Source organism: Psychrobacter sp. CAL346-MNA-CIBAN-0220, assembly GCF_040309805.1.
In the GTDB taxonomy this organism is placed as follows: Bacteria; Pseudomonadota; Gammaproteobacteria; order Pseudomonadales; family Moraxellaceae; genus Psychrobacter.
Window position 1 is genome coordinate 1,530,017 of the sequence record NZ_JBEOPF010000001.1, and the last position, 13,639, is coordinate 1,543,655.

The 13,639-nt window shown below is 43.0% G+C and carries 8 protein-coding genes and 1 tRNA gene; all 9 read right to left on the minus strand.

Going from position 1 to position 13,639, the window contains the following annotated elements; translation table 11 throughout:
* Positions 1 to 106: 106 nt before the first annotated feature.
* Positions 107 to 4,330 (minus strand): DNA-directed RNA polymerase subunit beta', encoded by a 4,224-nt coding sequence (gene rpoC / locus AAEY88_RS06015; RefSeq protein ID WP_350560339.1) that lies wholly within the window; start codon positions 4,328 to 4,330, stop codon positions 107 to 109.
* A 228-nt stretch (positions 4,331 to 4,558) separates the two neighbouring features.
* On the minus strand, positions 4,559 to 8,665 hold the full coding sequence (gene rpoB, locus AAEY88_RS06020) for a DNA-directed RNA polymerase subunit beta (RefSeq protein WP_350560341.1): 4,107 nt from the start codon (positions 8,663 to 8,665) through the stop codon (positions 4,559 to 4,561).
* 768 nt (positions 8,666 to 9,433) lie between these two features.
* Positions 9,434 to 9,805: a 50S ribosomal protein L7/L12 gene (gene rplL, locus AAEY88_RS06025; RefSeq protein ID WP_350560343.1), complete on the minus strand. Its 372-nt coding sequence runs from the start codon at positions 9,803 to 9,805 to the stop codon at positions 9,434 to 9,436.
* A gap of 114 nt (positions 9,806 to 9,919) precedes the next feature.
* Positions 9,920 to 10,447: a 50S ribosomal protein L10 gene (rplJ, locus tag AAEY88_RS06030; protein ID WP_350560345.1), complete on the minus strand. Its 528-nt coding sequence runs from the start codon at positions 10,445 to 10,447 to the stop codon at positions 9,920 to 9,922.
* Between the two features lie 474 nt (positions 10,448 to 10,921).
* Positions 10,922 to 11,623, minus strand: a complete 702-nt coding sequence (rplA, locus tag AAEY88_RS06035; RefSeq protein ID WP_350560347.1) for a 50S ribosomal protein L1 — start codon at positions 11,621 to 11,623, stop codon at positions 10,922 to 10,924.
* Positions 11,623 to 12,054, minus strand: coding sequence for a 50S ribosomal protein L11 (gene rplK, locus AAEY88_RS06040; RefSeq protein WP_350560349.1), 432 nt, complete (start codon positions 12,052 to 12,054; stop codon positions 11,623 to 11,625). Before rplK ends, rplA begins: the two co-directional genes overlap by 1 nt.
* A 93-nt stretch (positions 12,055 to 12,147) precedes the next feature.
* Positions 12,148 to 12,678: a transcription termination/antitermination protein NusG gene (nusG, locus tag AAEY88_RS06045; RefSeq protein WP_350560351.1), complete on the minus strand. Its 531-nt coding sequence runs from the start codon at positions 12,676 to 12,678 to the stop codon at positions 12,148 to 12,150.
* Positions 12,679 to 12,763: 85 nt separating this feature from the next.
* A complete protein-coding gene (gene secE / locus AAEY88_RS06050; protein ID WP_350560353.1) occupies positions 12,764 to 13,249 on the minus strand; it encodes a preprotein translocase subunit SecE in 486 nt (161 codons plus the stop codon).
* A 49-nt stretch (positions 13,250 to 13,298) separates the two neighbouring features.
* Positions 13,299 to 13,374 (minus strand) — tRNA-Trp (locus AAEY88_RS06055).
* Between the last annotated feature and the right edge of the window lie 265 nt (positions 13,375 to 13,639).

Here is a 13,639-nt window from a genome sequence, read left to right on the forward strand (position 1 = left end):
TAAAAAAAGCAATAATCAGTTTTTTACTTTTTTAGAGGTACAAAAAAGCCAGCAACATGGCTGGCTTCTTATTATAAGATTAAAATCTAGCTAAATACCATTTCAACTACTGATTGTTTTGGTTGAGCTCTTGAGCAAAAGCTTCATCAAAACTAGTAAAGTCTTTGCTATCGCTGCTAGCAGTGGTCATATCAAACGCTGCATTTTGATTTTTATCGAGCAATTTCTGCTCAGCTTTGTCTTTACGCGCTTTATGATACGCAAGACCAGTACCAGCAGGAATCAAGCGACCCACAACCACGTTTTCTTTCAAGCCGCGTAATTCATCTACTTTACCAGTAACTGCTGCGGCGGTTAGAACCCGTGTGGTCTCTTGGAAAGAAGCCGCTGAGATAAAGCTTTCAGTAGCCAAGCTGGCTTTAGTGATACCGAGCAATTGACGCTCATACTGAACTAGGAATTTATCTTCTTCAGCCAGTTTAGTGTTCAGCGCTTTGATATCAGCATATTCAAGTTGATCACCTTTAAAGTGGCTTGAATCGCCGCCATCGGTGACTTCAACTTTACGCAACATCTGACGAATAATAACTTCGATGTGCTTATCGTTGATCTTCACACCCTGCAAGCGGTATACGTCCTGTACTTCATTAACGATATAGTTAGCAAGCGCCGTTTGACCTTTTAGACGTAAGATATCGTGCGGGTTTTGTGGACCATCAGCAATAACTTCACCACGTGCTACAGTCTCATTTTCAAAGACGTTGATTTGACGCCATTTTGGAATCAGCTCTTCGTGAACTTCACCGTCTTCATTAGTAATGATAAAGCGGTTTTTACCTTTGGTTTCTTTACCGAAGCTTACGACACCAGTCATCTCTGCCATAATGGCATGATCTTTTGGACGGCGTGCTTCAAATAAATCCGCAACTCGTGGTAAACCACCAGTAATATCCTTGGTACCTGAAGTTGCTTGTGGTACACGGCCTAGTATCGACCCTGCTGCCACGTTTTCACCATCGCTGACACGAATAATCGTTTCAGCAGGTAAGAAGTAAACCACTTCTTTGCCAGCATCGGTGTTCAAAATAATTGCCGGACGTAAGTCTTTAGCAGTATTTGAGCGGTCACGGGTTGCTAGAATCTCAAATGAGCTCATACCCGTGGCGTCGTCAACTTTAACAGTGGCTGTTAAACCATCGGTGATATCACTAAAACGTGCTTTACCAGCAAATTCAGTAATAATAGGATGCGTGTGCGGATCCCATTTAGCGATAGTTTGACCACCTTCGACATAATCTTCACTTTTCACTAAAACGCTTGAACCATAAGGTACTTTGTAACGCTCACGCTCACGGCCTAGCTCATCGGTTAGGGCGATTTCAGCTGAGCGCGATACGATAACCAAGTGACCATCAGTATGCTGAACGGTTTTCATATTCTCAAAATGCGCTTGACCAGCATTACGGACAGAGATGCTGTTATCCACTGATGCTGAGCTTGCTGCCCCGCCCACGTGGAAGGTACGCATGGTCAGCTGAGTACCAGGCTCACCAATAGACTGCGCCGCCATAACACCGACTGACTCACCGATATTAACTTTATGACCACGAGCAAGGTCACGACCATAACACTGTGCACAAACGCCGTGCGACACATTACAAGTAATAACTGAGCGTACCCAAATATCATCAATCGCGTTTTCATCAAGCGTAATGACCCAATGCTCATCGATTAAGGTACCCGCTGGAATCAAGATTTTATCGGCATCATCGTTATAAGTCACATCACGAGCAGTGACACGGCCAAGTACCAGATCACCAAGTTTTTCAATGATCTCACCACCTTGGATATGTGGCGTCATGAGCAAGCCTTGATCCGTACCACAATCATCACCGGTAATAACCAAATCTTGTGCAACGTCGACCAAACGACGAGTCAGGTAACCTGAGTTAGCGGTTTTCAATGCGGTATCAGCTAGACCTTTACGCGCACCATGGGTTGAGATGAAGTACTGAAGTACGGTCAAACCCTCACGGAAGTTGGCTTTAATCGGAGTCTCAATAATTGAGCCATCCGGTTTGGCCATCAAGCCGCGCATACCAGCAAGCTGACGAATCTGCGCCGCACTACCACGAGCGCCAGAGTCTGACATGATAAAGATAGAGTTGAAAGATTTTTGCTCTTCCTCGACACCTTGCGCATTAATCACTTTATCGGTTGCCAAATTATCCATCATCGCTTTAGCGACTTTGTCATTGGTACGTGACCAGATATCAACTACTTTGTTATAGCGCTCACCAGCAGTCACAAAACCTTGTTCGAATTGATCTTCAATCTCACGAACTTCAGCTTCAGCCACTTCGATAATTTGCTTTTTACTTGGCGGAATGACCATGTCATCCAGACCAATAGACACACCAGATAGCGTTGCTTGGGCAAACCCTAGATACATCAATTGGTCAGCGAACATAACGCTGTCTTTGACGCCCATCTTACGATAGCAAGAGTTAATCAAACGTGAGATGTTTTTCTTAGTCATCTCTTGGTTGCATTCTTCAAACGCCATACCTTTAGGCATGATGTTCCAGATTAGCAAACGACCAGCAACGGTCTCTTTGATACTGATTTCTTTAGTGTGATTGCCGTCGTCATCAATATGGGTTTCAGTAACCCGTACTTTGATCTTAGCATTCACATGTAAATCATTAGAACCAATCGCTCGCAATGCTTCATTAACGGTGGCAAAAATCATGCCTTCGCCTTGCGCATTAACTGACGAGCGGCTGATATAGTATAAACCTAAGACCACATCTTGTGATGGTACGATGATTGGATCACCGTTGGCAGGTGACAAGATGTTGTTGGTCGACATCATCAAGGCACGTGATTCGAGCTGCGCCTCTAAGGTTAATGGCACATGAACCGCCATTTGGTCACCATCAAAGTCAGCGTTAAACGCAGTACAAACTAAGGGATGCAACTGAATCGCTTTACCTTCGATCAATACTGGCTCAAACGCTTGCAGACCCAAACGGTGCAAAGTAGGCGCACGGTTTAGTAGTACTGGATGCTCACGGATGACCATCGCTAGCATATCCCACACTTGTGGCTCTTCACGCTCGACCATCTTTTTGGCCGCTTTAATGGTGGTTGCCATACCGTGTGATAATAATTTTGAATAAGTAAATGGCTTGAAAAGCTCAAGCGCCATCTTTTTCGGCAAACCGCACTGATGCAAACGTAATGTTGGACCTACTACGATGACCGAACGGCCAGAGTAATCGACACGTTTACCCAGTAAGTTTTGACGGAAACGACCTTGCTTACCTTTGATCATATCAGCCAAAGATTTCAATGGGCGCTTATTACTACCCGTAATAGCACGACCACGACGACCGTTATCTAATAACGCATCGACTGATTCTTGTAGCATACGCTTTTCGTTACGCACGATGATATCAGGGGCGCTCAGCTCAAGCAGACGCTTAAGTCGATTATTACGGTTAATAACCCGGCGATAAAGATCATTTAGATCTGACGTTGCAAAACGACCGCCTTCTAGTGGTACTAACGGACGCAAGTCTGGCGGTAATACTGGCAAGATGGTCATGACCATCCATTCAGGCTTATTATTAGAGTCCCGGAAGGCTTCTAATAACTTAAGACGCTTAGACATCTTTTTAAGCTTAGTCTCAGATCCGGTTTGCGGAATAGCTTCACGCAGCTCATCAATCTCAAGATCTAAGTCGATATCTTTTAGCAGATCTCGTACGGCTTCCGCACCCATTTTAGCTACGAACTCATCGCCAAATTCTTCAAGCGCTCTGAAATAATCTTCATCATCAAGCAACTGATAGCGCTCTAAGCTGGTCAAACCAGGCTCAGTGACAATGTAGCTTTCAAAATAAAGAACACGCTCGATATCACGCAAGGTCATATCAAGTAACAAACCAATACGGCTTGGTAATGATTTTAAGAACCAAATATGCGCAACAGGGCTCGCTAAGTCAATATGACCCATGCGATCACGGCGCACTTTAGCAGTCGTGACTTCTACGCCACATTTTTCACAGATAACGCCTTGGAATTTACGACGCTTATACTTACCACATAGACATTCAAAGTCTTTTACTGGCCCAAAAATTTTGGCACAGAATAAACCATCACGCTCAGGCTTGAACGTACGATAGTTAATGGTTTCAGGTTTTTTAACTTCACCATGCGACCATGACTTAATAACGTCAGGTGAGGCTAAAGTAATTTGAATACTATCAAACTCATGGTTACCATTGCTGGTAGGGCTTTGCATGATATCGAGTAAATCTTTCAAGTTGCTTCTCCGTTATCTTTATAATCATCTGATGGCGACAAAAAGTCGTCGCTGATAAGATGAATGAAGGCAATGAATAGGGTTGAGATAAATGACTAAAAGCAGCAGCAAGGGGCATGCTGCCTTTAGTTGACAACTAAGAGTAATAACCAACTTACTAATTAACGTTAATAACATTATAAATACTAATAACATCAGTCACGTTAATTCAGAATCAGTCAGCCATATTTAGTGCGTTTGCTTTAACTCAATATTGATACCCAATGATTTGATTTCTTTGGTCAGTACGTTAAAGGACTCAGGCATACCTGGATCCATATACTGCTCACCATCGACGATGTTTTTGTACATACGGGTACGGCCTTCAACGTCATCCGACTTCACGGTTAGCATTTCTTGCAAGGTGTAAGTGGCACCGTAAGCTTCTAGTGCCCACACTTCCATCTCACCGAAGCGCTGACCACCGAACTGAGCTTTACCACCAAGCGGCTGCTGCGTGACCAGTGAATATGAACCCGTTGAGCGCGCATGCATTTTGTCGTCAACCAAATGGTTAAGCTTGAGCATATACATATAACCAACCGTTACTCTACGGTCAAACTTCTGACCCGTACGACCGTCATATAAGGTTTGCTGACCATCTCTTGCGAGACCCGCAAGCTCTAGCAAATCTTTGACTTGGTGCTCATGCGCGCCATCAAATACGGCGGTACCCATTGGCACACCTTCACGTAGATTATCAGTTAACGTCATGATGTCATCATCAGTTAGACTATCAAGATCAACACTTTCGCCACCCACTTTGTTATAGATTTGGTCTAAGAAATCACGTAAGTCTACCATCGCTGCTTGGGCTTTAAGCATACCATCGATTTTCTCACCCAAGCCTTTGGCGGCCATACCCAAATGGGTCTCTAGTACCTGACCGATGTTCATACGCGATGGGACACCAAGTGGATTCAGGACGATATCTACGGTGTTACCGTGCTCATCATAAGGCATATCTTCAACTGGCATGATACGTGATACCACACCCTTGTTACCATGACGACCGGCCATTTTATCACCAGGCTGGATACGACGTTTGACCGCTAGATAAACTTTAACGATTTTTTGCACGCCATGCGCTAAGTCATCCCCTGACGTCAGTTTGCGTTTTTTCTCAGCAAACTTAGTATCGATATCTTTTTGCTTATCGACCAAATACTCTGCAATTTGGGTCAAGCGCTCAGAGATTTCTTCTTCAACCGGCTGAATGTCAAGTAAGGTCTCAAGGCTCATATCTTTCATATCAGCTGCTGCCATAACGGTACCAGCTTTTAGTCCAGAACCACCACTGACTTTTTGGCCATCAAGTAGCGTACCAATACGTCCACGTGCTGCTTCTTCAAAGATACGTAACTCTTCTTTTAAATCTTTACGATAGCTGTCGAGTTGTGATTTTTCAATCGCCCGAGCACGGGCATCTTTTTCGACGCCATCACGGGTGAAGACTTGCACGTCAATAACCGTGCCTTTGCTTGACGTTGGTACACGTAAAGACGTGTCTTTAACATCAGCGGCTTTTTCACCAAAGATTGCCCGTAGTAGTTTCTCTTCTGGGGTTAATTGGGTCTCACCTTTTGGCGTGACTTTACCCACTAAGATATCACCAGAGTCAACTTCAGCACCGATATAGACGATACCGGCTTCATCAAGACTTGATAAGGCCGCTTCGCCAACGTTTGGAATATCAGCAGTAATTTCTTCGGTGCCAAGCTTGGTATCACGTGCCACACAAGTCAATTCTTGAATATGAATGGTGGTAAAACGATCTTCTTTAACCACTTTCTCAGACAGCAAGATTGAATCTTCGAAGTTATACCCATTCCACGGCATAAATGCGATACGGATGTTCTGACCCAAGGCCAACTCACCAAGATCCGTTGAAGGACCATCAGCTAAGATATCACCGGTGGCGATATCATCGCCTTGGTTAACAATAATACGTTGGTTAATACAAGTATTTTGGTTTGAACGGGTATATTTGATTAAGTTATAAATATCGATACCTGCCTCACCGGCAGTCATCTCATCTTCATTGACACGTACCACGATACGTGACGCATCAACATCTTCAATCACACCGCCACGCTTAGCGATAACACAGACGCCAGAGTCACGCGCGACATGGCGCTCCATGCCAGTACCGACTAACGGCTTATCAGCTCGTAATGTAGGAACGGCCTGACGCTGCATGTTCGAGCCCATCAAGGCACGGTTAGCATCATCATGCTCTAGGAATGGAATCAAGCCTGCCGCTACCGATACCACCTGACTTGGTGATACATCCATATGGGTCACTTTTTCAGGGGGCATACGGACAAATTCGCCGTAGCTACGGACGCTGACCATCTCATCACTCAATGCGCCATCTTCGGTCATTGGTGAATCGGCCTGTGCAATCACAGTACCCACTTCTTCAATCGCTGACAGATATTCAATCGTATCAGTGACTTGACCATTAACCACCTGGCGATAAGGCGTCTCTAAGAAGCCAAAACTGTTAGTCTTAGCAAATATGGCTAACGAGTTAATCAAGCCGATGTTCGGGCCTTCAGGAGTCTCAATGGGGCAGACACGACCATAATGAGTATCATGAACGTCACGTACTTCAAAGCCGGCACGCTCACGGGTCAAACCACCCGGTCCTAATGCAGATACACGACGTTTATGGGTAATCTCAGACAACGGATTGTTCTGATCCATAAACTGTGACAATTGGCTTGAACCAAAGAATTCTTTCACCGCCGCAGCAACAGGTTTTGAATTAATCAAATCTTGTGGTGACAGGTTATCAGACTCAGCTGAGCTTAAACGTTCTTTCACCGCACGTTCAACACGTACTAAACCGACGCGAAATTGGTTTTCTGCCATCTCGCCAACTGAGCGAATACGGCGGTTACCTAAATGGTCAATATCATCGACTTCGCCGCGACCATTACGAATCTCAATCAGCTCTTTTAGAACGTTGACGATGTCACCGTTAGTTAGAACACTACGTTCGCGCTGAATATCAGGGTCAGCAGTATCATCAAAATCTAAACCTAAACGGCGGTTAAACTTCATACGACCGACATTTGATAGATCATAACGATCGGCGTTAAAGAACATACTGTCAAAGAGTTTCTCAGCGGTATCGACCGTTGGTGGCTCACCAGGACGCATGACTTTATAAATCTCAATCAACGCTTCTTCGCGACTTGAGGTACTATCAGCGCGTAGCGTATCGGCAATATAACTGCCTTGATCAATATCGTTGGTAAATAGGATACTGATTTCTTTAATGTCTGTCGTGCTTAATTTCACCAATAATTCATGGTCAATTAGCGTGTTAGCTTTAGCAATTACTTCATCATCAACGATAATGTCTTCTGCTAAAATACGCTCATATAAATATTCATCAGGCACAGAAATCTTAGTCATACCCGCTTCTTCAAGCTGACGGATACGGCGGGCGTTAATACGCTTACCTTGCTCAACCAACACCTCGCCTTCAGGTGATAGGATATCAAACTGCGCCATCTCACCGCGTAAGCGATCAGCAACCAAATCAATCTCGAACTGCTCTTCGCCTTTATAAACCGCTACTTTATCGAAGAATAAATCTAAAATCTCAGAAGTACTTAAACCTAAAGCGCGTAGAATAATAGAGGCCAATAGCTTACGACGACGGTCAATACGAGCAAAGACTAAATCTTTGGCATCAAATTCAAAGTCAAGCCACGAGCCACGGTAAGGAATAATACGGGCATTATAAAGAACTTTACCACTGGAGTGTGATTTGCCTTTATCATGGTCAAAGAACACGCCTGGTGAGCGATGTAACTGAGACACGATAACCCGTTCAGTACCATTAATAATAAAGGTACCGTTGTTGGTCATCAATGGCATCTCGCCCATGTAGACGCTTTGCTCACGGATATCTTTAATCGCCGCTTTGCTGTCTTTATCTTTGCTGTCTTTATCTTTAATAATCAAGCGAATTTTGACGCGCATAGGGGCAGCAAAGGTTGAGCCGCGTAAGATACACTCACGCTCATCAAATTCAGGCGTACCTAAATAGTATTCAACGAATTGTAGCTCTGCGTTACCAGAGTGACTTTCGATAGGGAAAATAGAGGAATACGCAGCTTGCAGACCCGTATTCTCACGAGCTTTTGGCTTTTTGTGCTCTTGCAAAAAGTGCTCGTAGGAATCTACTTGGATAGACAGTAAATAGGGAATGTCCATCACAGTGGGTAATTCGGCAAAACTTTTGCGAATACGCTTTTTTTCAGTATAAGAATATGCCATCGAGAGTCCTTACAGTAGACGTGAAAACAAATTAAAAGCGTGGCCAGCGTGCATAAATGCTATGCACGCTTAGCGACGTAAACGATAATAAAAAAACGGTTCTTGCTACAACTATTCTTTTCTACAACCCATCATATCTACAGCCAATAAATATATGATAATTAAATATATATAAGGATTAAATAACAATCACTTATTATCGTTGTTGGTCATAAACAACAGCAGTATAAATTAGAATAGCGGTTTAAACTTATAGACGAAACTTAATGCTGGCTTAGCTACCACAGCACACTTGAACGCAATATCAAAAACCATATAACTACATGGCTACCTTTACTCAAAATTTCAATAGGTAATTCAGTTAATCAGCCTATTATGAGAGCCAGATGTTTAAATCGTGTAAGCACACAATAATAATGTCGTCACTCCTATCTACCGTCTATAAGCCTTAATACTGACAGTAAAACCATACTGAATGAGGAGCAAAATAAATTAGGATAACTAATGGTTAAGATCAATATAAACGACCGTTTTGCTAAGGAAGTATACAGCCACAAAAAAACGCCAAACATCTACTGACGTTTAGCCTATATTATCTGGTTTCAAAAACTGGCGTGGTTGCTTGCATTTATATTGTCTGTCCTTTTGATGGGTATCCACCGTTAATGCGTACGTGTGTTAGCAGACACAAAAGGTCAAGCAGGTTATTATAATAAAAAAAAGCTGGCAATGCAAGGCATCACCAGCTTTTTTCGTACAAAGTTAAACTTATTTTAGTTCAACAGTTGCACCAGCGTCTTCAAGTTTCTTTTTCAACTCTTCGCCGTCAGCTTTAGAAACAGCTTCTTTGATTGGTGTTGGAGCACTTTCAACCAAATCTTTCGCTTCTTTTAGACCAAGGCCAGTCGCTTCACGTACTGCTTTGATCACAGCAACTTTCTTCTCGCCAAAGCTGGCAAGAATAACGTCAAATTCGTCTTGTTCTTCAGCAGCAGGGCCGGCAGCAGCGGCAGCAGGTGCAGCAGCAGCAACAGCAGCAGTTACGCCGAATTTTTCTTCCATGTCGCTGATAAGCTCAACGATATCCATTACTGACATTTCAGCGATTGCGTTTAACACATCATCTTTAGATAGTGCCATGAGAACTCTCCGTTATCTGATAAAAATTAATTGATTCTAATATCGCTTGGACTGCTTGCCAGATCTGGCAATAAAGTGCAACCGGCGATATTAAAGTTACGTTAAAACAAGCAATTAAGCAGCTTCTTTTGCGTCTTTGATTGCTGCTACGGTGCGAACAAACTTGCCAGGAACTGCGTTCATAGTTTGGACAAGCTTGGTCACTGGTGCATTCATGGTTGCCATCAAGATAGAGATCGCTTCGTCGCGAGTTGGAAGCTTCGATACGCGTTCTAGATCTTCTGGACCAAATAATTTACCACTAACTGATACCAATTTGGTTTCAAGGGCGTTGTTATCTTTGCTAAAATCAAAAATGATTCTAGCCGCAGATCCCAAATCGTCCATTGAGAAAGCCAAAAGTAATGGACCAGTTAGACTGTCTGACATGCACTCAAAGCTAGTACCTTCAAAAGCGCGTTTTGCTAGGGTATTTTTTACCACTTTCAAAATCACACCTTGATCACGGGCTTGTTCGCGCAGCTTAGTAAGCTTTGCAACACCAATACCATGATACTCGGCAGCTACCGCTGAGTACGCATTAGCAGCAACTTCAGACACTTCAGCCACAACTTGCTGTTTTTGTTCTAGCGTTAATGCCATAAGTTAACTCCTTAATCTTATCAGCCGCCTTATGATTTAAGCTTTTAGCCACTTAGATTTTGATAATCCGAGCTTCTAAAAACAGCAGTCATAAGGTGAGACTGACTTGATACGACACATTACCAATAGCAACTTGCCTACTGGTAACGACTGATTACGGCACCGTTATCAGAGTGACATTGAGTAATAGGACGATATGACTAACTCCCCCTATCCGCTCTTGTCGTAAACTGTGTGGGCCACCGTCTGCGTAGGCCAACTAAGATTTTCATCTGTCGTCGATTAACAAGACCAGCTTATCGATGCTAAACACATCACCAAACTGTTCTCTACCTACGGTCTTAGACAGCGTAGCGACGGCTACGCTGACCTAATATTTAAAATTCGTTGGTATTTGTTATTACAATATTTTAAATAAAATATTGTAATATAAAGTACCTATATTAATTAACCTGCTTAATTAATAAAGTAGTTTTATTTAGCAACACGATAAGGAACAGGATCAACTGTTAGTCCTGGGCCCATAGTGCTAGACAGGGTAATTTTCTTAATAAAAATACCTTTAGACGTTGCAGGCTTAGCACGTTTTAGATCAGCCATAAGCGCTTGGGCATTCTGCATCACTTGCTCAGCAGTAAAGCCAACTTGACCGATAGTCGCATGGATAATACCCGCTTTGTCAACGCGATACTGAGCTTGACCGGCTTTAGCGTTGGTTACGGCTTCGGCAACATTTGGCGTTACGGTACCGACTTTAGGGTTAGGCATCAAGCCACGTGGGCCTAAAATCGTACCTAATTGGCCCACAACACGCATCGCGTCAGGAGCAGCAATAACCACATCAAAGTCCATATTACCGGCTTTAATTTGCTCTGCTAGATCTTCAAAACCAACGATGTCTGCACCTGCTTCTTTAGCAGCTTCAGCAGCAGCGCCCTGTGCGAACACAGCAACGCGTTTGGTTTTACCAGTACCTGCAGGAAGGTTGGTTGCACCACGAACGACTTGGTCAGATTTACGTGGATCAACACCTAGGTTTACCGCGATATCGATAGACTCTTTGAATTTTAATGCGGGTAAATCATTTAAGATCTGTACCGCTTCTTCAATAGTGTATAGTTTTTCGTTATCAATACGGTTTTGAATTTCTTTTTGGCGTTTGGTTAGCTTAGACATTATACACCCTCCACGGTAATACCCATTGAACGTGCGGTACCAGCGACGGTACGGATAGCAGCATCAAGATCAGCGGCAGTTAAATCTGCATTTTTGGTCTTAACAATTTCTTCAAGTTGCTCACGATTCACTTTACCGACTTTAGCCGTATTTGGTGTACCTGAACCTTTAGTAACGCCCGCAGCTTTACGTAGTAAAAACGCAGCTGGTGGTGATTTCATGATAAAGGTAAAAGATTTATCGCTGTATACTGTGATCACAGTTGGAATCGGTAGACCTGGCTCTTGGCTTGAGGTCGCAGCGTTAAACTCTTTACAGAAAGCCATGATGTTCACGCCCTTTTGACCCAAAGCTGGACCAATCGGTGGTGAAGGGTTTGCTTTACCTGCAGGGACTTGTAGTTTGATGTAACCATCAATCTTCTTAGCCATAACTGTCTCCTAAATGGGTGATAACGCTAAACCAATATTACATATTATAAAAACAATACGGTACTGATTAATAGCTCCCCGGTTTATAGTTGTCTAGTCTAGTTTTTCAACTTTACTAAACTCAAGTTCAACCTGAGTCGGTCGATTAAATACGTTTACAGTTAAATGTAATTTAGACTTCTCGTAATCCACTCTTTCAACCAACCCTTTAAAGTCGGTAAATGGACCATCGATTACCAATAACTCTTCACCCGGCTCAAATAAAGTTTTTGGACGTGGATTAGTCTCGGTCTGGATCAGACGGTTTAGGATGCGATCCGCTTCTACTTGCGTAATAGGCGCAGGGGTTTCTGGTGTGCCACCAATAAAGCCCATAATACGTGGACATTCTTTGACGATATGCCAAGTATTATCATTCATTTCCATCTGGATCAATACATATCCTGGAAAGAATTTACGCTCGCTTTTACGTTTTTTGCCGTCTTTCATTTCGACGACTTCTTCAGTAGGTACCAACACGTCACCGAATGAGTCGGCAAAGTCACTACGATTAATACGATCAGTTAATGAACGTTGTACTTGCTTTTCATATCCTGAAAACGCTTGGACAATATACCAACGCATGTCACGCTCCTGACCATTATAAATAAGTCGTTATAAGTAAACCGTAGAAATAATACGGCGGTTAAAAGTTGCTAATACGCTCAACTTAACCAATAAATAAGCCAACAAACCAATTAAAAAAGTTATCTAATAACCAAATAAAAAACCCAACAATTGCAATCACGACAATCACTTGCCATGTGTATTGAAAGGTTTCGTCTTTACTTGGCCATGTCACGCGACGTAATTCAACCGCAGCGTCTGTTAATAATGTTTTAAATGCACGACCTTGATGGGTCAGTGCTAAGCATACTAGCGCAAACACAAAAAGGGCGACAATAATACTAATACGTATCCAGACATCATTGGCAGGCTGCCAGTAACCCGGTAGATACTGATTAGCTAGAGTCGCACCAATTAAAATTACGATAGCTAGTAGCCATAGTAGCATATCTTTTACTGAGCCAGTTTTAGCCACTTCAACAGCAGACGTATTGTTCGCTGATATATGGTTATTTTTAGTCAGCAGTCCACCACCAGCCGCCTTGGCATCAGATAACTTATTATCGAGGTTATCTTGATTATTGCTCATAAAGGACTCGCTTTGGAGATGATGGGTACAACCAGATATACTAAGAAGATGGCAGGCGATGTAGGACTCGAACCTACAACCCTCGGTTTTGGAGACCGATGCTCTACCAATTGAGCCAATCGCCTATGGGTGTTAAGGCTGACAATTATACATGTCTTTAGTTAGAATGCAAGTTCTAAGGCATTATTTAGTCATATTAATCTAACAGCTGACTTATATCTGATAAAACCTCATGAATACGAGCATTAAAGCCCTATTCAATGTTATTTATATTTAGTAGCACGCTGCTTTTTAGACATCAACGTATATACCAATAAAAAAAGCCGCTCTCAATTACGAGAGCGGCTTTTGGACTAACTGTTTGGTTACAACACTTAAATACTGAGAACA

Excerpts from the sequence above, each read along its gene's own strand:
- rplA (WP_350560347.1), bottom strand. The coding sequence starts at position 11,623 with ATGTCTAAGCTAACCAAACGCCAAAAAGAAATTCAAAACCGTATTGAT.
- rplJ (WP_350560345.1), bottom strand. The coding sequence starts at position 10,447 with ATGGCATTAACGCTAGAACAAAAACAGCAAGTTGTGGCTGAAGTGTCT.
- nusG (WP_350560351.1), bottom strand. The coding sequence starts at position 12,678 with ATGCGTTGGTATATTGTCCAAGCGTTTTCAGGATATGAAAAGCAAGTA.
- rplL (WP_350560343.1), bottom strand. The coding sequence starts at position 9,805 with ATGGCACTATCTAAAGATGATGTGTTAAACGCAATCGCTGAAATGTCA.
- rpoB (WP_350560341.1), bottom strand. The coding sequence starts at position 8,665 with ATGGCATATTCTTATACTGAAAAAAAGCGTATTCGCAAAAGTTTTGCC.
- secE (WP_350560353.1), bottom strand. The coding sequence starts at position 13,249 with ATGAGCAATAATCAAGATAACCTCGATAATAAGTTATCTGATGCCAAG.
- rplK (WP_350560349.1), bottom strand. The coding sequence starts at position 12,054 with ATGGCTAAGAAGATTGATGGTTACATCAAACTACAAGTCCCTGCAGGT.